Source organism: Pseudomonas sp. LF-5 (assembly GCF_037626295.1).
Taxonomy (GTDB): domain Bacteria; phylum Pseudomonadota; class Gammaproteobacteria; order Pseudomonadales; family Pseudomonadaceae; genus Aquipseudomonas; species Aquipseudomonas monsensis.
The window spans coordinates 548,664-570,223 of the sequence record NZ_JARKMT010000002.1; the positions used below are offsets into that span (position 1 = coordinate 548,664).

Genomic DNA, 21,560 nt, shown 5'->3' on the forward strand with positions numbered 1-21,560 from the left:
TTTAACTGACGGTCAGCCAAGCGAGAGAGCACAATGCCCCAAGCCGCCCAGATGTCTTCTGCCTCCAGCTCCGAGGGGCTGCCGTCCTCCGTAGAGCAGGCCAGCCGACAGGGTCTTGAGCAGGCGTTCGCCTTGTTCAATCAGATGTCCAGCCAACTGACCGATTCCTACAGCATGCTCGAAGCGCGGGTCACCGAGCTCAAGGGTGAACTGGCCGTGGTCAGTGCCCAGCGCATGCAGGAACTGGCGGAAAAAGAGCGTCTGGCCAACCGCCTGCAACACCTTCTTGATCTGTTGCCGGGTGGCGTTATCGTGATTGACGGCCATGGCATCGTCCGTGAGGCCAACCCGGCGGCCATCGACCTGCTCGGGCTTCCGCTGGAAGGCGAGTTGTGGCGTCACGTCATCACCCGTTGCTTCGCTCCGCGTGAAGACGACGGTCATGAAATTTCCCTGAAAAACGGTCGACGCCTGTCGATTGCCACCCGCTCCCTGGATGCCGAGCCGGGGCAGTTGGTGCTGCTCAATGACCTGACAGAAACCCGTCACTTGCAAGATCAACTGGCGCGTCACGAGCGCCTGTCCTCGCTGGGGCGCATGGTCGCCTCGCTGGCCCATCAGATCCGCACACCGCTTTCCGCAGCGTTGCTCTACGCCAGTCATTTGACCGAACAGGAACTGCCGGTCGCCACCCAGCAGCGCTTTGCCGGGCGTCTCAAGGAGCGCTTGCATGAGCTGGAGCATCAGGTGCGCGACATGCTGGTGTTCGCCCGTGGCGAGCTGCCGCTGACCGATCGCATCACCCCCAATGCCTTGATGCAGTCGCTGCAAGCCGCGGCGTTGACCCATGTGCAGGACTTGCCCGTTCGCTGGCAATGCGACAGCCATGTCGGCGAGTTGCTGTGCAACCGCGACACGCTGGTCGGGTCCATTTTGAACCTGATTGAAAACGCGATTCAGGCCAGTGACGGCAACGTGCGCCTGAAAGTGCACTGCTACACCCGCGACAACACCCTGCGTTTGTGCGTCAGCGACAGTGGCAGCGGTATTGATCCGGTTGTGCTCGAGCGGCTTGGCGAGCCGTTTTTCACGACCAAAGTCACCGGCACCGGCCTCGGCCTGAGCGTGGTCAAGGCAGTCGCCCGGGCACATCAGGGAGAATTGCAGATGCGTTCGCGGGTCGGGCGCGGCACGTGCGCGCAGGTGATTCTGCCGCTGTTTTCCGCTGGACAGGGAGCTGAGTGAAGGTCATGGGCATCAAGGTTTTGCTGGTCGAGGATGACCGCTCGTTGCGCGAGGCGCTGGCCGATACGCTGTTGCTGGCCGGCCATGATTACCAGGCCGTCGGCGGCGCTGAAGAAGCGTTGACGGCGGTGGCGCGTGAAGCGTTCAGCCTGGTGCTCAGCGACGTCAACATGCCCGGCATGGATGGCCATCAATTGCTCGCACTGTTGCGGGCCCGGCAGCCGCAACTGCCGGTGTTGCTGATGACCGCCCACGGCGCTGTCGAGCGTGCGGTGGATGCAATGCGCCAGGGCGCGGCGGATTATCTGGTCAAGCCGTTCGAGCCCAAGGCCTTGCTTGACCTGGTCGCCCGGCATGCTTTGGGCAACCTCGGCGCCAGCGATGCTGAAGGTCCGATCGCGGTCGAACCTGCCAGCGCGCAGTTGCTGGAGCTGGCCGCGCGGGTGGCGCGCAGCGATTCCACGGTGCTGATCTCTGGCGAGTCCGGCACTGGCAAGGAGGTGCTGGCGCGCTACATTCACCAGCAATCCCATCGCGCCAGTCAGCCCTTCATTGCGATCAATTGCGCGGCCATCCCGGACAACATGCTCGAAGCGACATTATTCGGTCATGAGAAGGGGTCGTTCACCGGCGCCATCGCAGCGCAAGCGGGCAAGTTCGAGCAGGCCGATGGCGGCACGCTGTTGCTCGACGAAATCTCTGAAATGCCCCTTGGCCTGCAAGCCAAGTTGCTGCGCGTGTTGCAGGAGCGCGAAGTGGAGCGGGTCGGTGCGCGCAAACCGATCAGTCTCGACATCCGTGTGGTCGCCACCACCAACCGCGATCTGGCGGGCGAAGTGGCGGCGGGGCGGTTCCGTGAAGACCTTTATTACCGTCTGTCGGTTTTCCCGTTGGCCTGGCGTCCACTTCGCGAGCGTACTGCCGATATCTTGCCGCTGGCGGAGCGCTTGCTGGCCAAACACGTCAATAAAATGAAGCATGCTGCGGCGAAACTTTCGCCCGCGGCGCAGGCGTGCCTGACGGGCTACGCGTGGCCGGGCAACGTGCGCGAACTGGATAACGCCATTCAGCGTGCGCTGATCCTGCAACAGGGCGGCCTGATTCAGCCGCAGGATTTCTGTCTGGCAGGGCCGGTGACATTCGCCGCGTTGCCGGTATCGGCGCCTACGCCAGGCGTGGTGCGTGAAGTTGAAATCGAAGCGGATTCGGCCGGCGCGCTGGGTGATGACCTGCGTCGCCGCGAGTTCCAGATGATCATCGACACCCTGCGCAGCGAGCGCGGGCGGCGCAAGGAAGCGGCGGAAAAGCTCGGCATCAGTCCGCGCACCCTGCGCTACAAACTGGCGCAAATGCGCGATGCCGGGATGGACGTCGAAGGTTATCTGTTCGCCACCTGAAAGTTGACGCTGGCAAATGTGGGAGGGGGCTTGTTCCCGAAAGCGCTGGGTCATTCACGGATGATGTGATTGACCTGCCAGCTTCGGGACCAAGTCGCCTCCCACGGTCGTTACGGTGATTCAGCGCTGGCCGGGAGCCCGGAACGGCTTTTATGAAACAGGTCAGCCGAGCTGGCACCCTTGTTGCTAACACCTGTGTACCCGCCGAGTGAGTGTCAAAAAATTGCGGGCCGCCCAAGAGAGTAGACCATGAGCCAAGGTATTGAATTTAATCGGTTGATGATGGACATGAAGGCCATGCAAATGGATGCCATGTCTGCGCCGAAATCGACTGCCGCCGTCCCTGAACTGGCAGGTAGCAGCTTTTCCGACATGCTCGGTCAGGCCATCAACAAAGTGAACGATACCCAGCAGGCGTCGACCCAGTTGGCCAACGCATTTGAAATCGGCAAAAGCGGCGTCGATCTGACGGACGTGATGATTTCTTCGCAGAAAGCCAGCGTGTCGTTCCAGGCTCTGACCCAGGTGCGTAACAAACTGGTTCAAGCCTATCAAGACATCATGCAGATGCCGGTTTAAGGACGAGATTGAGTCATGGCAGAAGCAGTCGCCGATAACGTTCCGGCCAAGGCCACCCCGATAGACGGCAAACCGCCGCTGTTCGGCCTGTCCTTCCTGGAAAACCTCTCCGAGATGACCATGCTGCGTCAGGTGGGCCTGTTGGTCGGCCTGGCTGCGAGCGTGGCGATTGGCTTTGCCGTGGTGCTGTGGTCGCAGCAGCCGGATTACCGTCCGTTGTACGGCAGCCTTGCCGGCATGGACGCCAAGCAGGTCATGGACACCCTGGCCTCCGCCGATATTCCCTACACCGTCGAGCCGAACTCCGGCGCCTTGCTGGTCAAGGCTGACGACCTGTCCCGTGCGCGGATGAAACTCGCGGCCGCTGGTGTCACTCCCAGCGACGGCAACATCGGTTTCGAAATCCTCGACAAGGAACAGGGTCTGGGCACCAGCCAGTTCATGGAAGCCACCCGCTACCGTCGCGGCCTCGAAGGCGAATTGGCGCGCACCATTTCCAGTCTGAACAACGTCAAGGGTGCCCGCGTGCACCTGGCGATTCCGAAGAGCTCGGTGTTCGTGCGTGATGAGCGCAAGCCAAGTGCTTCGGTTCTGGTTGAACTGTACAGCGGCCGTTCGCTGGAGCCGGGGCAGGTGGTCGCGATCATCAACCTGGTGGCTACGTCCGTCCCTGAACTGAGCAAATCGCAGATCACCGTCGTCGATCAGAAGGGCAACCTGCTCTCCGATCAGGCGGAAAACTCCGAAATGACCATGGCCGGCAAGCAGTTCGATTACAGCCGCCGCATGGAAAGCATGCTCACCCAGCGCGTGCACAACATCCTGCAACCGGTACTGGGCAACGATCGCTACAAGGCTGAAGTGTCGGCCGATGTCGATTTCAGTGCCGTCGAGTCGACCGCCGAACAGTTCAACCCGGATCAGCCGGCGTTGCGCAGCGAGCAGTCGGTCAACGAACAACGCACCGCCAGCAATGGCCCGCAAGGTGTGCCGGGTGCCCTGAGCAACCAGCCGCCGTCGCCAGCCTCGGCGCCGCAAACCACCGGTGGCACCGCAGCGCCGGCCGGCATGATTCAACCCGGTCAGCCATTGGTCGATGCCAACGGTCAGCAAATCATGGACCCGGCCACCGGCCAGCCTATGCTTGCACCGTACCCGGCGGACAAGCGTCAACAATCCACCAAGAACTTCGAGCTTGATCGTTCCATCAGCCACACCAAACAGCAGCAGGGTCGCCTGAATCGTCTGTCGGTGTCGGTGGTGGTCGACGATCAGGTCAAGGTCAACCCGGCCAACGGTGAAACCAGCCGTGCGCCGTGGAGCGCCGACGAATTGGCGCGCTTCACCCGTCTGGTGCAGGACGCCGTCGGTTTCGATGCCAGCCGTGGTGACAGCGTCAGCGTGATCAACATGCCGTTCTCCGCCGAGCGCGGCGAAGTGGTCGCCGATATTCCGTTCTACTCCCAGCCATGGTTCTGGGACATCGTCAAACAAGTGCTGGGCGTGTTGTTCATCCTGGTGCTGGTGTTTGGTGTGCTGCGTCCGGTGTTGAACAACATCACTGGCGGTGGCAAAGGCAAGGAGCTGGCCGGTCTGGGCAGCGACGTGGAACTCGGTGGCATGGGCGGCCTGGACGGCGAACTGGCCAACGACCGCGTGAGCCTCGGTGGTCCGCAGAGCATTCTGTTGCCGAGCCCGAGCGAGGGTTATGACGCGCAGCTGAATGCAATCAAGAGTCTGGTGGCCGAAGATCCGGGTCGCGTGGCTCAGGTCGTGAAAGAGTGGATTAACGCAGATGAGTGATAACCGAGCCGCTACCGTCAAACTGAACAAGGTCGACAAAGCCGCGATTCTGCTGCTGTCCCTGGGTTCGACCGATGCCGCACAAGTGCTGCGTCACATGGGCCCGAAAGAGGTTCAGCGCGTCGGCGTGGCCATGGCGCAGATGGGCAACGTCCATCGCGAGCAGGTCGAGCAGGTCATGAGCGAGTTCGTCGACATCGTCGGCGACCAGACCAGCCTCGGCGTCGGCTCCGACGATTACGTGCGCAAAATGCTCACCCAGGCCCTGGGTGAAGACAAGGCCAACGGCCTGATCGACCGCATCCTGCTCGGTGGCAACACCAGCGGCCTCGACAGCCTGAAATGGATGGAACCACGCGCTGTTGCCGACGTGATCCGCTACGAGCACCCGCAGATCCAGGCCATCGTGGTTGCGTACCTCGACCCGGATCAGGCCGGTGAAGTGCTCGGCAACTTCGACCACAAAGTGCGTCTGGACATCATCCTGCGCGTCTCGTCGTTGAACACCGTGCAGCCAGCCGCGCTGAAAGAGCTGAACCAGATTCTCGAGAAGCAGTTCTCCGGCAACTCGAATGCCTCGCGCACCACCCTGGGTGGCATCAAGCGTGCGGCAGACATCATGAACTTCCTCGACAGCTCGATCGAAGGCCAGCTCATGGATTCGATCCGCGAAGTCGACGAAGACCTGTCCGGTCAGATCGAAGACCTCATGTTCGTGTTCAACAACCTCGCCGACGTCGACGATCGCGGCATTCAGGCGCTGTTGCGCGAAGTCTCTTCCGATGTCCTGGTGCTGGCCCTCAAGGGTTCCGACGAAGGCGTCAAAGAGAAGATCTTCAAGAACATGTCCAAGCGTGCGGCCGAACTGTTGCGCGACGACCTCGAGGCCAAAGGCCCGGTGCGCGTCAGCGACGTGGAAACCGCGCAGAAAGAAATCCTCACCATTGCCCGTCGTATGGCCGAAGCCGGCGAGATCGTGCTCGGTGGCAAGGGCGGCGAGGAAATGATCTAAGCCCATGGACAAGCATGACGATGTAACGGATCTGATCCGTGCCCGGGATGTTCGCGGTTTCGAATCCTGGACCATGCCCAGCTTCGATCCGCCGGCACCGGAACCCGAGCCGGAGCCAGAGCCCGAACCGCCGGAAATGGAAGAAGTGCCGCTGGAAGAAGTCCAGCCACTGACCCTGGAAGAACTCGAGAGCATCCGTCAGGAGGCTTACAACGAGGGCTTCGCCATCGGCGAAAAAGAAGGTTTTCACAGCACCACGCTGAAGGTGCGTCAGGAAGCTGAAGTCGCGCTGGCGGCGAAAATCGCCAGCCTCGAGCAACTGATGAGCCACCTGTTCGAACCGATTGCCGAGCAGGACACGCAGATCGAAAAGTCTCTGGTCGACCTCGTTCAGCACATCACCCGACAAGTGATCAGGCGCGAGCTGGCCATCGACTCGAGCCAGATCGAACACGTCATGCGCGATGCCCTCAAGCTGTTGCCGCTGGGCGTGGAAAACGTGCGCCTGTACGTCAACCCGCAGGACTTCGCCCAGGTCAAAGCCCTGCGCGAACGCCATGAAGAAACCTGGCGCATCGTCGAAGACGAAACGCTGCTGCCGGGCGGCTGCCGGGTCGAAACCGAGCACAGTCGCATCGACGCAAGCATCGAGTCGCGGGTCAGTCAGGTCATGGCCAAACTGTTTGATCAGTTGCACGAACAGGCCCTGCACCCGGCCGCTGCCGATTTGAGTCTGGATATTCCCGAGGACGCCAAACCGGCCGTCAGCCCTGACGCGCCGCTCGCGGACACCGCCGATGCGCCTTGAACGCACCAGTTTCGCCAAGCGCCTGAGCACCTACGCCGAAGCCACTGAAATTGCCGGTGCGCCGATCCTTGAAGGCCGCCTGCTGCGCATGGTCGGCCTGACGCTGGAGGCCGAAGGCCTGCGCGCTGCAATGGGCACCCGCTGCATGGTGATCAATGACGACACTTACCACCCGTCCCAGGTGGAAGCGGAAGTCATGGGGTTCTCCGGCAACAAAGTCTTCCTGATGCCGGTCGGCAGTGTTGCCGGTATTGCCCCGGGCGCCCGCGTGGTGCCACTGGCCGACGCCGGGCGTTTGCCGATGGGCATGAGCATGCTCGGCCGCGTACTCGACGGCGCCGGTCGTGCGCTGGACGGCAAGGGCAGCATGAAGGCCGAAGACTGGGTGCCGATGGATGGCCCGACGATCAACCCGCTCAACCGTGATCCGATCAGCGTGCCGCTGGACGTCGGCATCCGTTGCATCAACGGTTTGTTGACGGTCGGTCGGGGCCAGCGTCTGGGCCTGTTCGCCGGTACCGGTGTCGGTAAATCCGTGCTGCTGGGCATGATGACCCGCTTCACCGAGGCCGACATCATCGTCGTCGGGCTGATCGGTGAGCGGGGTCGAGAAGTTAAAGAATTCATCGAGCACATTCTCGGTGAAGAAGGTCTCAAGCGCTCCGTGGTCGTCGCATCCCCTGCGGACGATGCGCCGTTGATGCGTCTGCGTGCGGCGATGTACTGCACGCGAATCGCCGAGTATTTCCGCGACAAGGGCAAGAACGTCCTGTTGCTGATGGACTCGCTGACCCGTTTCGCCCAGGCCCAGCGGGAAATCGCCCTGGCCATTGGCGAGCCGCCGGCGACCAAGGGCTATCCGCCCTCGGTGTTCGCCAAACTGCCGAAACTGGTGGAGCGTGCCGGTAATGCGGAGAAGGGTGGCGGCTCGATCACCGCGTTCTACACCGTACTGTCCGAGGGCGATGACCAGCAGGACCCGATTGCCGACTCGGCGCGGGGTGTGCTCGACGGCCACATCGTGCTGTCCCGGCGTCTGGCCGAAGAAGGTCATTACCCGGCCATCGACATTGAAGCGTCGATCAGCCGGGTAATGCCGGCGGTGGTCGGCATCAAGCACATGAACCATGCGCAGATGTTCAAGCAATACTGGTCGCGCTATCAGCAGAGTCGCGACCTGATCAGCGTCGGCGCTTACGTGGCCGGGGGTGACCGCGAAACCGACACGGCGATCAATCTGCATCCGGCCATGACGATGTACTTGCGCCAGGGGCTCAACGACAACGTTAACCTGGGCTCCAGTGAAAACCATCTGGCCTCGCTCTTCGCCCCGGCTCCCGGCGGTTAACCGATCATGGCCCTGAGTCGAGCCGCGCGACTGGCGCCGGTGGTGGACATGGCCGAGAAGGCCGAGAAAGCCGCCGTGCAGCGCCTGGGGTATTTCCAGGGGCAGGTGAAAGTGGCGCAAAGCAAGCTCGCCGACCTCCACGCCTTTCGTCTGGATTATTCCGAGCAATGGATCGTGCGCGGCAGCACCGGGGTAACCGGGCAATGGCTGCTGGGCTTTCAAGGCTTTCTCGCGCAACTCGACACCGCCGTCGATCAGCAGCGCCAGAGCCTGGTCTGGCACCAGAACAACCTCGAGAAGGCCCGTGAGGCCTGGCAACAGGCCTTCGCCCGCGTCGAAGGTTTGCGCAAGCTGGTGCAGCGTTATCGCGAAGAGGCGCAGCGGGCCGAGGACAAGCGCGAGCAGAAGCTGCTGGACGAACTGGCCCAGCGCTTGCCGCGCCATGATTCGTTTTAAATCGCTCCCCCATTTGATCCGGCCTCCAGCCTTGCCCCAAACCTGTCCAAGTGCTAAACCTTGTACACGTTCGTCAATGACAAGGAAGCCAGTCAATGTCAGTCGTTACAGAAGTCTCTGCGGATGGAAAAAAACTGACGATCTCGGTCAGGGGGCGTTTCGATTTCGGCCGGCACCAGGAGTTTCGCGAAGCCTACGAGAGGGTTGAAAAAAAACCCGGGTCCATTGTGGTTGACCTCAAAGAGGCCACCTATCTCGACAGCTCGGCGCTGGGCATGCTGCTTTTGCTGCGCGATCACGCCGGCGGCGATCACTCTGATGTACGGGTCGTCAACAGCAACTCCGACGTGCGCAAGATCCTCGCTATCTCCAATTTCGACAAACTGTTCGACATCAGTTGACCGTCATGCAGGCGCAAGAGCCGCTGACCATCCTGATCGCCGAAGACAGTGCTGCCGATCGCTTGCTGTTGTCGACCATCGTTCGCCGTCAGGGTCATGAAGTGCTGACGGCAGCCAACGGCGCCGAAGCGGTTGAAGTATTCCGTCAGCAGCAACCGCACCTGGTGCTGATGGACGCGATGATGCCGGTGATGGATGGGTTTCAGGCGGCACAGCAGATCAAGGTGCTGGCCGGGGAAACCCTGGTGCCGATCATCTTTCTGACCTCGCTCACCGAAAGCGAGGCGCTGGCGCGTTGTCTGGAGGCCGGTGGCGACGATTTTCTGGCGAAGCCTTACAACCAGGTGATTCTTGCCGCCAAAATCAAGGCGATGGATCGCTTGCGCCGCTTGCAGGCTACGGTCCTGCAACAGCGCGACCTGATCGCCCGACACCACGATTACCTGCTTAACGAACAGCGCGTGGCCAAAGCGGTGTTCGACAAGGTCGCGCATTCCGGCTGCCTGAGTGCACCGAACATCCGCTACCTGCAATCGCCTTATGCGCTGTTCAATGGCGATCTGTTGCTGGCCGCGTACACGCCGGCCGGGGACATGCACGTCCTGCTCGGCGATTTTACCGGCCACGGTCTGCCGGCGGCGGTGGGCGCGATGCCTCTGGCCGAAGTGTTCTACGGCATGACCGCCAAAGGCTATGGCCTGGCCGAAACCCTGCGCGAAATGAATGCCAAGCTCAAACGCATCCTGCCGGTGGACATGTTCTGCTGCGCGACATTGTTGTGCCTGAGTTTTCAGCGTCGCTCGGTGGAGGTGTGGAACGGCGGCATGCCCGACGGGTATCTGCACCGGATTGCCACGGGCGAGCGTGAGCCGCTGGCTGCGCGTCATTTGCCGTTGGGGGTGCTGAGTCCGCAGGCGTTTGACGATCGTACGGAAGTGCACTCGATGGCGGTCGGTGATCGGGTGTTTCTGCTCTCCGATGGAGTCATCGACACCAGTGATGCCAACGATCAGTTGTTCGGCGTTGAACGCTTGCAGCGGGTGTTCGCCGCCAGTCGTGAGCCTGATCGGCTGTTTGACGATATCGAGCAGGCGCTGCGCGATTTTCGTGGTGAGGCACGTGACGATGTGAGCATGGTCGAGGTCAGTCTGCTGGCGCCGGCACAGGTTCGTCTGCCGGCTCCGGTGTATTCCGACAGCGGCCAATCCTGCCCGCTGGACTGGTCGGTGAGCTTCGAGTTTCGCGGCGCCACGCTCCAGCGCTTCAATCCTTTGCCCTATCTTTTGCAACTGCTTCTGGAGGTGCATGGCTTGCGGGCGCAAAGCGGTGCGCTGTACAGCGTGCTTGCCGAACTGTATTCCAATGCGCTGGAACACGGTGTGCTCGGGCTCGATTCCAGCCTCAAGCGCGACGCCGAGGGTTTTGCTCGTTATTACCAGCAGCGCAACGCGAGGCTGGAGGCGTTGCAGGAAGGCTTCGTGCGCGTACATTTGCAGGTGTTGCCGCACGGCGAGGGTGGGCGTCTGATCATTCGGGTCGAAGACAGTGGCAAGGGTTTCGATGTGGCCCGGATCATGGAGCGCCCCCTCGACGGCGTCCGTCTGTCGGGGCGAGGTGTCAGCCTGGTCCGGCAATTGGGGCATAACGCCAGTTGGTCGGACGAAGGTCGTAGTGCCCGCGTGGAGTTTTTCTGGGAGGTTCAGGCATAATCGGCGCAATTCTTGATCAAGGAGTGAACAAGTGACTGACAAACATGTGGATCGCGAGGCCTTGAGCCTCTTGCGCGAAGTCATGGAGGACGGCTATCCGGAACTGCTGGATACCTTTCTGGCCGATTCCGAAAGTCGCTTGCATGAGCTGCAAAAGACCGCTGATGCCAAGGTGTTGTCCGAGGTTGCCCATAGTTTCAAGGGCAGCGCCAGCAACATGGGCGCTGTGCGCCTGGCAGAACTCTGTCATGAGCTGGAGGCCGAGGCCAAAGACAAGAGCCCCTCGGAAATTGCCAGGCTGGTCGCTGATATCAGCAGCGAGTTCTGCGAAGTACGCCCGGTTTATGAAGACGAGCGGCAACACGCACTGACCCACTGAAAGCCGCCGTCCGGCGCTTTTATCGAGTGTCGGGTGAAACTGGCCCGGCACTTGCAGTTATCTCTTCCAACTGTACCTACGATCCCAGTGCAGCGGAGACCGTGTTATGCCTGCGACCCCCAATATTCTTCTTCAGACCGCCGCTCAGGCCAAGGCGCAAGCCGCCTCGTCCAAAGCGCCGGCGACGGCCGCAGACGCCGGGGACAAGGCTTCGAGCTTCGCTCAGGTATTCGCCGATCAGGCCCCTGCCAAGCCCGCCGTGAGCGCCGACAACCCGGCGAAACCAGCGCGTGACAAGACGGCCGATAACAGCGGCAAAAAGGACGTCGGCCAAGACCAGTCTGCCGCCCCGCAACCGCCGGTTGCCGATAGCGGCAAAGCGTTGCCTGCCGACAAGCCGGCGGCGAGTGACGACCAGAGCGCCAGCGACGACACCCGCGATACTGCGCAAACGCCGGTGGCCGATACCGCGCCAGTAGATCCGACACTGGATCCGGCGCTGGCCGTCGCCGTGCAGCCGGCGGTGACGCCGCCCGTCGTGCAGGCGCCAGTGGTTGCAACGCCGGCACCGGCAGCCAGCGAAGCGCCGGCGGTGGCGGTCTTGCCGAATGCGGTCAAAGACCCGGCGCCCGACAGTGCTTTCGACCCAGAAGCCGATCCGCTCGATGCATTGCCCGTCGTACGCATGGCGATGGAGCAGGGCGGGCACATTTCCGCCGCCAGCCAGGCCCAGCCGAAAGCCACGCCTGCGCAGGCGCAGGCTGATGGCGAGCTGACTTCGGCGCAGAACTTCGCCGCCGGCATGGCCAGCATGCTCGACGTGCAGGCCGACAAGGACAGCACCAGCCAGGGTGGCGAAAAAGCATTCAGCGGGCTGATCGAAGATGGCCTCAAAGACCTGAAAGCCGCCACCAGCGATACTCGTGTCGATGACTTCGCCAACCGTCTGGCGGCGCTGACCCAAGCGGCGACGCCGAAGACCGCGAACGCCGTTCCGGTGAACCAGCCGATCGCCATGCATCAGAGCGGCTGGACCGAAGAAGTGGTCAACCGCGTCATGTACCTGTCGAGCGCCAACCTGAAGGCGGCGGACATTCAATTGCAGCCCGCGGAACTGGGGCGTCTGGATATCCGCGTGAACATGGTGCCGGATCAGCAGACGCAAGTGACGTTCATGAGCGCGCACCCAAGTGTGCGTGAAGCGCTGGACGGGCAGATGCATCGCCTGCGCGACATGTTCACCCAGCAGGGCATGGGTCAGGTCGACGTCAACGTGTCCGATCAGGGGCGTGGCTGGCAGGGTCAAGGCCAGGAGCAGGCGCAGCAGGGCCAGACTGGGCGCACCAGCGCTGCGGGTGGTCGTCTGGACTCGGCTGAAGAAGAATTGACGCCGGCGGCAGTGGCGGAAGCGGCTGCTCAAACCACCAGCGTGATTGGCTCCAGCGCCGTCGACTATTACGCCTGATACACCCTCCCTGAAATCTGTGGGGGCTGGCAAGCCAGCTCCCACAGGCGCTTGCATCGATTCACCATTCCCTCTCGTCCTGTGCTCCGACACTTCTGGCATAACACTTGCTCTTGCCTTGCGGTGCGACTGTGAAAACCCGATTAGTGACGGATTATTGGCATGGCGAAGAGCGAAGCAGCAGCTGTAAAAGACCCCGCGACCAAAGGCAAACTCAAGATGATCATCCTGATCGTGGTGGCTCTGCTGCTGGCGATCGGTGTGTCCGTGGGCGCAACCTGGTACTTCATGCACAGTGCTCAGAGCAAACCTGCCGCAGCGGCCGAAGCCGCGCCGGTCGGCAAGCAGCCGGCGATCTTCGAGCCGATGGCGCCGGCGTTTGTCGCCAACTTCAACCAGAACGGCCGTCAGCGCTACATGCAGGTGAGCATCACCATGCTGGCGCGTAATCAGGCTGATCTCGAAGCGCTCAAAGTGCACATGCCGGTGATCCGCAACAACCTGGTAATGCTCTTCTCCGGTCAGGATTTCGCCACACTGGCGACCCCGGTCGGCCAGGAGATGCTGCGCCAGAAGGCCACAGCCAGCGTCCAGGAAGTGGCGCAGAAAGAGCTGGGCAAAGTGGTGATCGAACAGTTGCTTTTCACTAATTTCGTACTGCAGTAGGAACACGACATGGCCGTGCAGGATCTGCTGTCCCAGGATGAAATCGACGCGCTGTTGCATGGTGTCGACGATGGTCTGGTACAGACCGATAACGCTGCCGAACCCGGCAGTGTCAAAAGCTACGACCTGACCAGCCAGGATCGCATCGTCCGTGGACGCATGCCGACTCTGGAAATGATCAACGAGCGTTTTGCCCGTTACACCCGCATCAGCATGTTCAACATGCTGCGCCGCTCGGCAGACGTTGCCGTCGGTGGCGTCCAGGTGATGAAGTTCGGCGAATACGTGCACTCGCTGTACGTGCCGACCAGCCTCAACCTGGTCAAGATCAAACCGCTGCGCGGCACCGCACTGTTCATCCTCGACGCCAAACTGGTGTTCAAGCTGGTGGACAACTTCTTCGGCGGCGACGGCCGTCACGCCAAGATCGAAGGGCGTGAATTCACCCCGACCGAACTGCGCGTAGTACGCATGGTGCTGGAGCAGGCGTTCGTCGACTTGAAAGAAGCCTGGCAGGCGATCATGGAAGTCAACTTCGAGTACATCAACTCGGAAGTGAACCCGGCCATGGCCAACATCGTCGGCCCGAGCGAAGCGATTGTGGTCTCCACCTTCCACATCGAACTCGATGGCGGCGGCGGTGACCTGCACGTGACCATGCCGTACTCGATGATCGAGCCGGTGCGCGAAATGCTCGACGCCGGTTTCCAGTCGGACCTCGACGATCAGGACGAGCGCTGGGTCAACGCCCTGCGTCAGGACGTGCTCGATGTCGACGTACCGATCGGCGCCACCGTGGCCCGCCGTCAGTTGAAGCTGCGCGACATCCTGCACATGCAGCCGGGGGATGTGATCCCGGTGGAAATGCCGGAAGACATGATCATGCGCGCCAACGGCGTACCGGCCTTCAAGGTCAAGATGGGCTCGCACAAAGGCAACCTCGCGTTGCAGGTGATCGAGCCGATCGAGCGTCGCTGAAGCGCCGCTCTTATTCCCACGCATTTAACTGAATTGTTGCCCGCCGAGGACAAATGATGAACGACGATATGAACGCCCAGGACGATCAGGCACTGGCTGATGAATGGGCTGCGGCCCTGGAAGAGACCGGTGATGGCAGCCAGGCTGACATCGACGCACTGCTGGCCGCTGACGCCGGTACGGCCAGCTCCAACCGTCTGCCGATGGAAGAGTTCGGCAGCGTGCCGAAGAACAACGATCCAGTGACGCTGGACGGTCCGAACCTGGACGTGATCCTCGACATTCCGGTGTCGATCTCGATGGAAGTCGGCAGCACCGACATCAACATCCGCAACCTGCTGCAACTGAACCAGGGTTCGGTGATCGAGCTCGATCGTCTGGCCGGTGAGCCATTGGACGTACTGGTCAACGGTACGCTGATCGCGCACGGCGAAGTGGTGGTGGTCAACGAGAAGTTCGGCATCCGCCTGACCGACGTGATCAGCCCAAGCGAACGCATCAAGAAGCTGCGCTGAGTGAAACGGTTTCTCTGGGCGTTGCTGGCGTTGCCATTGAGCGTGCTGGCGGCGGAACCGGCCGCCGCACCTGCCGCCGCAGCCGCCGCACCGGCGGTCAACAGCGGTGTGGCCGGGCAACTGACGCAACTGGTGTTCGGCTTGTTGTTGGTGCTGGGGCTGATCTTTTTCCTCGCCTGGCTGTTGCGCCGTGTGCAGCAGGCCGGTCCTGCCGGCAAGGGCCAGGTGATCGAACTGATCGGTTCGCGCGCCCTCGGGCCGCGTGACCGGCTGATGCTGGTGCAGGTCGGCAACGAACAGATTCTGCTCGGCCTGAGCCCCGGTACCATCACCGCGCTGCACGTGCTCAAGGAGCCAGTGCCGGTGCCGGCGACCAGCGAGAAAGCCACTCCGGAGTTTGCCCAGCATCTGTTGAAGATGCTCGGCAAGGATCAGAAGGATAAGAAGTAATGGGTGCGCTACGCATCGTCTTGACGCTGGCCCTGTTGCTGGCCGCGCCGCTGGCGTTCGCCGCCGATCCGTTGTCGATCCCGGCGATCACGCTGGGCACCAACGCCGACGGCGCGCAGGAGTATTCGGTCAGCCTGCAGATCCTGCTGATCATGACCGCGCTGAGCTTCATTCCGGCGTTCGTCATGCTGATGACCAGTTTCACCCGGATCATCATTGTCTTCTCGATCCTGCGTCAGGCCCTTGGCCTGCAACAGACGCCGTCGAACCAGATCCTCACCGGCATGGCGCTGTTTCTGACGCTGTTCATCATGGCCCCGGTGTTCGATCGGGTGAACAACGATGCGCTGCAGCCGTACCTGGCGGAAAAACTCACCGCGCAACAGGCAGTGGAAAAGGCCCAGGTGCCGATCAAGGACTTCATGCTCGCCCAGACCCGCAGCAGCGATCTGGAGCTGTTCATGCGCTTGTCCAAGCGCACGGACATCGCCACGCCGGATCAGGCGCCGCTGACTATTCTGGTGCCGGCCTTCGTCACCTCGGAGCTTAAAACCGCGTTCCAGATCGGCTTCATGATCTTCATTCCGTTCCTGATCATCGACCTGGTCGTGGCCAGTGTGCTGATGGCGATGGGGATGATGATGCTCTCGCCGCTGATCATTTCCCTGCCGTTCAAGATCATGCTGTTTGTCCTGGTGGATGGTTGGGCGCTGATTATCGGCACCCTGGCGAGCAGCTTCGGCGGTGTCTCGCCATGACCCCTGAAGTTGCGGTCGACATTTTCCGCGAAGCATTGTGGCTGACCACGCTGATGGTCGCGGTGCTGGTGATTCCGAGCCTGTTGGTCGGCCTGCTGGTGGCAATGTTCCAGGCCGCCACGCAGATCAACGAACAGACCCTGAGTTTCCTGCCGCGACTGCTGGTGATGCTGGTGACGCTGATCGTCGCCGGCCCGTGGCTGGTGCAGACTTTCATGGAATACATCATCCAGCTGTACCACAACATCCCGATGGTCATTGGCTAAGCCATGCAATCGCTGCTTCAGCTGACCGACACCCAGATCAGTACCTGGGTGGCGACATTCATGTTGCCGCTGTTTCGCGTCGGCGCGGTGCTGATGGTCATGCCGGTGTTCGGTACGACCCTGGTGCCGAAGCGCATTCGGCTGTACTTCGCCATGGCCATTACTGTGGTGATCGCGCCCAACCTGCCGCCGATGCCGGCGGTCAATGCGCTGGACCTGAGCGGCTTGCTGCTGATTGCCGAGCAGATTCTGATCGGCGCGATTCTCGGCTTTTCCCTGCAACTGTTTTTCCAGGCCTTTGTGGTGGCCGGGCAGATTGTCGCGATCCAGATGGGCATGGGGTTCGCCTCGATGGTCGACCCCACCAACGGCGTGTCGGTGGCGGTGATCGGGCAGTTCTTCACCATGCTGGTGACCTTGCTGTTCCTGTCGATGAACGGCCACCTGGTGGTGTTCGAAGTCCTCACCGAGAGTTTCACCACGCTGCCGGTCGGCAGCGGTCTGATGACCGCACATTACTGGGAGCTGGCCGGCAAACTCGGCTGGGTCCTGGGTGCGGCGCTGTTGCTGGTCTTGCCGGCGATCACGGCGCTGCTGGTGGTCAACATCGCCTTTGGCGTCATGACCCGCGCGGCGCCGCAACTGAACATCTTCTCCATCGGTTTCCCGCTGACCCTGGTGCTCGGCCTGTTCATCGTCTGGGTCGGTCTGGCGGACATTCTCAATCAGTATCAACCGCTGGCCGCCGAGGCTCTGCAGTTTTTACGCGAACTGGCACAGGCGCGCTGAGTCATGGCTGAGAGCGAAAGCGGTCAGGACAAAACAGAAGACCCCACGGAGAAACGCAAAAAGGATTCCCGTGAAAAGGGTGAGGTTGCGCGCTCCAAAGAGCTCAACACCCTCGCGGTGATGCTGGCCGGCGCCGGTGGCCTGCTGATTTTCGGCGGCATGCTCGCGCAGGAACTGATGGAGCTGATGCGCATGAACTTCTCGCTGTCGCGGGAAGTGATCATGGATCAACGCTCGATGGGCACCTTTCTCCTGCATTCAGGGAAGATCGCCCTGGTGGCGATTCAGCCGATCATGATCACCTTGCTGCTCGCTGCATTGCTGGGGCCGATCGCCCTCGGTGGCTGGCTGTTTGCCGCCGGTTCCATGGCGCCCAAGTTCAGCCGGATGAACCCCGGCGCCGGTCTCAAGCGCATGTTTTCGATGAAGGCGATTGTCGAGCTGCTCAAGGCGCTGGCGAAGTTTTTCATCGTGCTGGCGGTGGCGCTCGTGGTGTTGTCGGCGGACGTCGACGACCTGCTGCGCATTGCCCATGAGCCGCTGGACCAGGCGATCATTCACAGCGTCTTGCTGGTTGGCTGGAGCACATTGTGGATGGCCTGCGGGTTGATCCTGATCGCGGCGGTGGACGTGCCGGTGCAGATCTGGGAGAGCATGAAAAAGCTCAAGATGACCAAGCAGGAAGTGCGCGACGAGCACAAGGATCAGGAAGGCCGGCCCGAGGTCAAGCAGCGGATCCGTCAGGTGCAGCGCGAGATGTCCCAGCGGCGGATGATGGCGGCGATTCCCGATGCCGACGTGGTCATCACCAACCCGACCCACTACGCTGTGGCGCTCAAGTACGACTCGGAGAAGGGCGGGGCACCGGTGCTGCTGGCCAAGGGCAGCGACTTCCTCGCACTGAAAATCCGCGAAATCGCCGTGGCCAACAACGTCATGCTCCTCGAATCGCCGGCCCTGGCGCGTTCGATCTACTACTCCACCGAGCTGGAGCAGGAAATCCCCGGCGGGCTGTATCTGGCCGTCGCTCAGGTGTTGGCCTACGTCTACCAGATCCGTCAGTACCGTGCGGGCAAGGGCAAACGCCCGGACCCGCTCAAGGACGACTTGCCGATTCCGCCCGATCTGCGGCGTGATTCCTGACTCTGCCGTGATGAAACAAAAAAACCGCCGTCCCGATTGAACCGGGCGGCGGTTTTTTTATGCATTAAGACTTGTGCTGGCTGTGAGGCCGCCTTCGCGGGCAAGCCCGCTCCCACAGGTTGTGCGTGTAAACACAGGTTTGTGAGCAACATCGTCCCCTGTGGGAGCGGGCTTGCCCGCGAAGGCGTCAGCGGCCACAACGCCTTGCTCGGTGCTTGTCACAGATCCCTGCTATTGAGGCAATTGCAGATTATCCAGCGCGCGGTTCACCGCCAGCTCGCTCAGCATTATCAATTGCGCAATCCCCAACAGCGTCCGGCGCTGCGCTACCGGCAACAGGGCGGCGGCGTCATGGGCGATGGTTCTGGCTGAAGCGAGTGTGTCGCTGGCATCGACCAGCAGTTCCTCGTTTTTGAAGTCGGCGGTGACGGCGTACATCCCGCGGCTTCTGCGTGGCAGTGGGGTGGAGCCGGGCGGGCAGAGGTAGTGATCGAGGGCGCGGTCGGCGGCTTCGTGGAGTTTTTTTGAGTCGAGGGATTCGTAGGGGGAGGTGGCGTCGGTTTCGGGCGGGTTGGGTGTTGGTTTGATCATGGTAAAGCTCCTTTGAGGTGGAGCCGCCAAATCCTGTCGCTAAACAGGAGGGGTGGCGGCTGTACGCAGGTTAGCGAACCGGTCAAAGGCAACCGGTAGACCCGAAGGTCTCCCGCATACAGCCACCATGACGAAATCGCGAAAATACAGATCCGCAACGAAGCCTGGAACGCTGATGCACCTTTGACTTGAGTTCGAGTCGCTAAACCCGATCGCTGATTCGTCAGCGACCGATCCACAATAGAACCCGACCCCAAAGCGCACAAGCCGGCGGATTCTGGCGTAGCTGTAGGCAATGGCGCAAGAATTTGTAGCCTGTAAGACGTGTCTGAAGGTGTCTTTTAAACATATTCGTTTAATGAAGAAATTTGCGCCGAACATAAGGGCCCCTTCGCGAGCAAGCTCGCTCCCACATTTGGATTGCATTTCAATCTGACATCTGGAATGCGGTCCCCTGTAGGCCTTCGCCTGCTCGCGATAGCGGTCTGTCTGGTTTGAATGTATTGACTGGAAAAATCCTCATCGCGAGCAGGCAAAGGCCTACAGGGGTCGCGTACACCTCCCTCTCTGTTTCAATCCTTGGCAAAAGTTGGAAAGCTTCTTGCAGTACCCGCCGTGAGCCCGCTCTGGGCGTCAAAAGTTTGCTTTAAAGGAACGGGGAAAACCGGTGGATCGCTCTCAGTTATTCAACACTGCTCGCTCGAATGTTGCCGACCTCAGTCGAGGCAATCTGGGCGTGCCATTGTTGCTGCTGGTCATGCTGGCGATGATGATGTTGCCGGTGCCGCCGTTCCTGCTCGACGTGTTCTTCACCTTCAACATTGCCCTGTCGATCGTCGTCCTGCTGGTCTGCGTCTATGCATTGCGGCCGCTGGATTTCGCGGTGTTCCCGACCATTCTGCTGGTGGCGACGCTGCTGCGGCTGGCGCTGAACGTGGCCTCGACGCGGGTGGTGATGCTCCACGGTCAGGACGGCCACGCCGCTGCCGGCAAGGTGATCCAGGCCTTCGGTGAGGTGGTGATCGGCGGTAACTACGTGGTCGGTATCGTGGTGTTCGCGATCCTCATGATCATCAACTTCGTCGTGGTGACGAAGGGTGCCGGGCGGATTTCCGAGGTGAGCGCACGCTTCACCCTCGACGCAATGCCCGGCAAACAAATGGCGATCGACGCCGACCTCAACGCCGGCCTGATCGACCAGAACCAGGCCAAGGCCCGGCGTTCCGAAGTTGCTCAGGAAGCCGAGTTCTACGGTTCGATGGACGGTGCCAGCAAGTTCGTCCGGGGTGACGCCATCGCCGGCCTGCTGATTCTGTTCATCAACCTGATCGGCGGCATGGCCGTTGGTATCTTCCAGCACAACATGAGTTTTGCCGACGCCGGCAAGGTTTACGCCTTGCTGACCATCGGTGACGGTTTGGTGGCGCAATTGCCATCACTGTTGTTATCGACAGCGGCGGCGATCATGGTGACCCGTGCTTCCGGTTCGGAAGACATGGGCAAGCAGATCAATCGTCAGATGTTCGCCTCGCCCAAAGCGCTGGCGGTGGCGGCGGGCCTGATGGCGGTCATGGGCCTGGTGCCGGGCATGCCGCATTTCTCGTTCCTGAGCATGGCCGCGCTGGCTGCCGGTGGCGCGTACCTGTTCTGGAAGAAGCAGAACGTCGCCAAGGTGCAGGCTCTGCAAGAGGTCAAGCGCCAGCAGGAACTGCTGCCGTCGCCGGCCCGCGCCATGGAAACCAAAGAGCTGGGCTGGGACGACGTGACACCGATCGACATGATCGGCCTGGAAGTCGGCTATCGTCTGATTCCGCTGGTCGACCGCAATCAGGGTGGGCAATTGCTGGCGCGAATCAAGGGCGTGCGCAAGAAGCTCTCGCAGGATCTGGGCTTCCTGATGCCGACCGTGCACATTCGCGACAACCTCGACCTGGCCCCGAGCGCTTATCGCCTGACCCTGATGGGTGTGATCCTCGCCGAAGCCGAGATCTATCCCGATCGCGAACTGGCGATCAACCCGGGGCAGGTCTACGGCACGCTCAACGGGATCAACGCCAAAGATCCGGCTTTTGGCCTGGAGGCGGTGTGGATCGAGATCAGCCAGCGTGCGCAGGCACAATCGCTCGGTTACACCGTGGTCGATGCCAGTACCGTGGTCGCGACTCACTTGAACCAGATTCTGTACAAGCACTCCAGTGAGCTGATCGGCCACGAAGAAGTGCAGCAACTCATGCAATTGCTGGCCAAAAGCTCGCCGAAACTGGCTGAGGAGCTGGTGCCGGGTGTGGTGTCGCTGTCGCAACTGCTCAAGGTGCTGCAGGCGCTGTTGGCCGAACACGTGCCGGTGCGCGATATCCGCAGCATCGCCGAAGCCATCGCCAACAACGCTGCCAAGAGTCAAGATACCGCCGCATTGGTGGCTGCGGTCCGGGTTGGCGTTTCTCGCGCCATCGTCCAAAGCATTGTAGGCACTGAGTCCGAGCTGCCTGTGATCACCCTGGAGCCAAGGTTGGAACAAATATTGCTCAATAGTCTGCAGAAGGCAGGACAAGGCTCGGAAGAGGGCGTTCTGCTGGAGCCGAGCATGGCCGAGAAGCTGCAGCGTTCGTTGATCGAAGCGGCGCAGCGTCAGGAAATGCAAGGTCAGCCGGTGATCCTCTTGGTAGCCGGCCCGATACGCGCGATGCTCTCGCGCTTTGGTCGCCTGGCAGTCCCTGGATTGCACGTGCTGGCCTACCAGGAAATTCCGGACAACAAGCAAGTGACCATCGTTGCGACAGTAGGGCCCAACGGCTGAGGTAG

The 21,560-nt window shown here is 61.3% G+C and carries 22 protein-coding genes; 21 read left to right on the top strand and 1 reads right to left on the bottom strand.

Annotated features, from left to right (window positions below):
* Positions 1-51 precede the first annotated feature (51 nt).
* The 20 genes from PseuLF5_RS09700 to flhB all read left to right on the top strand — a co-directional run bounded on the left by PseuLF5_RS09700 (position 52) and on the right by flhB (position 18,167).
* The gene (locus tag PseuLF5_RS09700) at positions 52-1,245 is read left to right on the top strand and encodes a sensor histidine kinase (RefSeq protein ID WP_340133603.1); all 1,194 of its coding nucleotides are present in this window, start codon (positions 52-54) and stop codon (positions 1,243-1,245) included.
* 5 nt (positions 1,246-1,250) lie between these two features.
* Complete coding sequence (locus tag PseuLF5_RS09705; protein WP_340133407.1) at positions 1,251-2,642, top strand: sigma-54-dependent transcriptional regulator; 1,392 nt, start codon at positions 1,251-1,253, stop codon at positions 2,640-2,642.
* Between the two features lie 249 nt (positions 2,643-2,891).
* Positions 2,892-3,221, top strand: a complete 330-nt coding sequence (gene fliE / locus PseuLF5_RS09710) for a flagellar hook-basal body complex protein FliE (protein ID WP_123465749.1) — start codon at positions 2,892-2,894, stop codon at positions 3,219-3,221.
* Between the two features lie 15 nt (positions 3,222-3,236).
* Positions 3,237-5,024 (top strand): flagellar basal-body MS-ring/collar protein FliF, encoded by a 1,788-nt coding sequence (gene fliF / locus PseuLF5_RS09715; protein ID WP_123465751.1) that lies wholly within the window; start codon positions 3,237-3,239, stop codon positions 5,022-5,024.
* Positions 5,017-6,036, top strand: a complete 1,020-nt coding sequence (gene fliG / locus PseuLF5_RS09720) for a flagellar motor switch protein FliG (RefSeq protein ID WP_007920042.1) — start codon at positions 5,017-5,019, stop codon at positions 6,034-6,036. The genes fliF and fliG overlap by 8 nt, the downstream gene beginning before the upstream one ends.
* A gap of 4 nt (positions 6,037-6,040) precedes the next feature.
* Complete coding sequence (fliH, locus tag PseuLF5_RS09725) at positions 6,041-6,844, top strand: flagellar assembly protein FliH (protein ID WP_123465753.1); 804 nt, start codon at positions 6,041-6,043, stop codon at positions 6,842-6,844.
* A complete protein-coding gene (gene fliI, locus PseuLF5_RS09730; protein ID WP_123465755.1) occupies positions 6,834-8,192 on the top strand; it encodes a flagellar protein export ATPase FliI in 1,359 nt (452 codons plus the stop codon). The genes fliH and fliI overlap by 11 nt, the downstream gene beginning before the upstream one ends.
* Positions 8,193-8,198: 6 nt before the next feature.
* Positions 8,199-8,648 carry a flagellar export protein FliJ gene (fliJ, locus tag PseuLF5_RS09735; protein ID WP_123465757.1) on the top strand — a complete coding sequence of 150 codons (450 nt, stop codon included), beginning with the start codon at positions 8,199-8,201 and terminating at the stop codon, positions 8,646-8,648.
* A gap of 95 nt (positions 8,649-8,743) precedes the next feature.
* On the top strand, positions 8,744-9,049 hold the full coding sequence (locus tag PseuLF5_RS09740) for an STAS domain-containing protein (RefSeq protein ID WP_128615729.1): 306 nt from the start codon (positions 8,744-8,746) through the stop codon (positions 9,047-9,049).
* A 5-nt stretch (positions 9,050-9,054) separates the two neighbouring features.
* The gene (locus tag PseuLF5_RS09745; RefSeq protein WP_222833416.1) at positions 9,055-10,758 is read left to right on the top strand and encodes an ATP-binding SpoIIE family protein phosphatase; all 1,704 of its coding nucleotides are present in this window, start codon (positions 9,055-9,057) and stop codon (positions 10,756-10,758) included.
* Between the two features lie 31 nt (positions 10,759-10,789).
* Positions 10,790-11,137 carry an Hpt domain-containing protein gene (locus PseuLF5_RS09750; protein ID WP_123465763.1) on the top strand — a complete coding sequence of 116 codons (348 nt, stop codon included), beginning with the start codon at positions 10,790-10,792 and terminating at the stop codon, positions 11,135-11,137.
* 106 nt (positions 11,138-11,243) lie between these two features.
* Positions 11,244-12,602, top strand: coding sequence for a flagellar hook-length control protein FliK (locus PseuLF5_RS09755; RefSeq protein ID WP_128615726.1), 1,359 nt, complete (start codon positions 11,244-11,246; stop codon positions 12,600-12,602).
* A 162-nt stretch (positions 12,603-12,764) separates the two neighbouring features.
* Entirely contained in the window at positions 12,765-13,268 is a 504-nt protein-coding gene (fliL, locus tag PseuLF5_RS09760; protein ID WP_123465767.1) for a flagellar basal body-associated protein FliL, read from the top strand.
* A 9-nt stretch (positions 13,269-13,277) separates the two neighbouring features.
* Positions 13,278-14,246 (top strand): flagellar motor switch protein FliM, encoded by a 969-nt coding sequence (gene fliM, locus PseuLF5_RS09765; protein WP_003222890.1) that lies wholly within the window; start codon positions 13,278-13,280, stop codon positions 14,244-14,246.
* Positions 14,247-14,302: 56 nt separating this feature from the next.
* Entirely contained in the window at positions 14,303-14,761 is a 459-nt protein-coding gene (fliN, locus tag PseuLF5_RS09770; protein WP_123465769.1) for a flagellar motor switch protein FliN, read from the top strand.
* The gene (gene fliO, locus PseuLF5_RS09775) at positions 14,762-15,211 is read left to right on the top strand and encodes a flagellar biosynthetic protein FliO (protein WP_186748329.1); all 450 of its coding nucleotides are present in this window, start codon (positions 14,762-14,764) and stop codon (positions 15,209-15,211) included.
* Positions 15,211-15,969: a flagellar type III secretion system pore protein FliP gene (gene fliP, locus PseuLF5_RS09780; protein ID WP_123465773.1), complete on the top strand. Its 759-nt coding sequence runs from the start codon at positions 15,211-15,213 to the stop codon at positions 15,967-15,969. Before fliO ends, fliP begins: the two co-directional genes overlap by 1 nt.
* Positions 15,966-16,235: a flagellar biosynthesis protein FliQ gene (gene fliQ, locus PseuLF5_RS09785; protein ID WP_123465775.1), complete on the top strand. Its 270-nt coding sequence runs from the start codon at positions 15,966-15,968 to the stop codon at positions 16,233-16,235. Before fliP ends, fliQ begins: the two co-directional genes overlap by 4 nt.
* Positions 16,236-16,238: 3 nt before the next feature.
* Positions 16,239-17,024 carry a flagellar biosynthetic protein FliR gene (fliR, locus tag PseuLF5_RS09790; RefSeq protein WP_267804817.1) on the top strand — a complete coding sequence of 262 codons (786 nt, stop codon included), beginning with the start codon at positions 16,239-16,241 and terminating at the stop codon, positions 17,022-17,024.
* 3 nt (positions 17,025-17,027) lie between these two features.
* A complete protein-coding gene (gene flhB, locus PseuLF5_RS09795) occupies positions 17,028-18,167 on the top strand; it encodes a flagellar biosynthesis protein FlhB (protein WP_267804819.1) in 1,140 nt (379 codons plus the stop codon).
* A gap of 231 nt (positions 18,168-18,398) precedes the next feature.
* Here flhB and PseuLF5_RS09800 read toward each other — a convergent pair whose 3' ends face one another.
* On the bottom strand, positions 18,399-18,758 hold the full coding sequence (locus tag PseuLF5_RS09800; protein WP_186748458.1) for a DUF6124 family protein: 360 nt from the start codon (positions 18,756-18,758) through the stop codon (positions 18,399-18,401).
* A 667-nt stretch (positions 18,759-19,425) separates the two neighbouring features.
* On the opposite strand from PseuLF5_RS09800, the gene flhA reads away from it, so the two are divergent.
* Positions 19,426-21,555, top strand: a complete 2,130-nt coding sequence (flhA, locus tag PseuLF5_RS09805; RefSeq protein WP_123465785.1) for a flagellar biosynthesis protein FlhA — start codon at positions 19,426-19,428, stop codon at positions 21,553-21,555.
* Positions 21,556-21,560 lie beyond the last annotated feature (5 nt).

Coding starts and splice junctions, on each gene's coding strand:
- PseuLF5_RS09700 (WP_340133603.1), top strand. CDS start 52: ATGTCTTCTGCCTCCAGCTCCGAGGGGCTGCCGTCCTCCGTAGAGCAG.
- PseuLF5_RS09705 (WP_340133407.1), top strand. CDS start 1,251: ATGGGCATCAAGGTTTTGCTGGTCGAGGATGACCGCTCGTTGCGCGAG.
- fliE (WP_123465749.1), top strand. CDS start 2,892: ATGAGCCAAGGTATTGAATTTAATCGGTTGATGATGGACATGAAGGCC.
- fliF (WP_123465751.1), top strand. CDS start 3,237: ATGGCAGAAGCAGTCGCCGATAACGTTCCGGCCAAGGCCACCCCGATA.
- fliG (WP_007920042.1), top strand. CDS start 5,017: ATGAGTGATAACCGAGCCGCTACCGTCAAACTGAACAAGGTCGACAAA.
- fliH (WP_123465753.1), top strand. CDS start 6,041: ATGGACAAGCATGACGATGTAACGGATCTGATCCGTGCCCGGGATGTT.
- fliI (WP_123465755.1), top strand. CDS start 6,834: ATGCGCCTTGAACGCACCAGTTTCGCCAAGCGCCTGAGCACCTACGCC.
- fliJ (WP_123465757.1), top strand. CDS start 8,199: ATGGCCCTGAGTCGAGCCGCGCGACTGGCGCCGGTGGTGGACATGGCC.
- PseuLF5_RS09740 (WP_128615729.1), top strand. CDS start 8,744: ATGTCAGTCGTTACAGAAGTCTCTGCGGATGGAAAAAAACTGACGATC.
- PseuLF5_RS09745 (WP_222833416.1), top strand. CDS start 9,055: ATGCAGGCGCAAGAGCCGCTGACCATCCTGATCGCCGAAGACAGTGCT.
- PseuLF5_RS09755 (WP_128615726.1), top strand. CDS start 11,244: ATGCCTGCGACCCCCAATATTCTTCTTCAGACCGCCGCTCAGGCCAAG.
- fliL (WP_123465767.1), top strand. CDS start 12,765: ATGGCGAAGAGCGAAGCAGCAGCTGTAAAAGACCCCGCGACCAAAGGC.
- fliM (WP_003222890.1), top strand. CDS start 13,278: ATGGCCGTGCAGGATCTGCTGTCCCAGGATGAAATCGACGCGCTGTTG.
- fliN (WP_123465769.1), top strand. CDS start 14,303: ATGAACGACGATATGAACGCCCAGGACGATCAGGCACTGGCTGATGAA.
- fliP (WP_123465773.1), top strand. CDS start 15,211: ATGGGTGCGCTACGCATCGTCTTGACGCTGGCCCTGTTGCTGGCCGCG.
- fliQ (WP_123465775.1), top strand. CDS start 15,966: ATGACCCCTGAAGTTGCGGTCGACATTTTCCGCGAAGCATTGTGGCTG.
- fliR (WP_267804817.1), top strand. CDS start 16,239: ATGCAATCGCTGCTTCAGCTGACCGACACCCAGATCAGTACCTGGGTG.
- flhB (WP_267804819.1), top strand. CDS start 17,028: ATGGCTGAGAGCGAAAGCGGTCAGGACAAAACAGAAGACCCCACGGAG.
- PseuLF5_RS09800 (WP_186748458.1), bottom strand. CDS start 18,758: ATGATCAAACCAACACCCAACCCGCCCGAAACCGACGCCACCTCCCCC.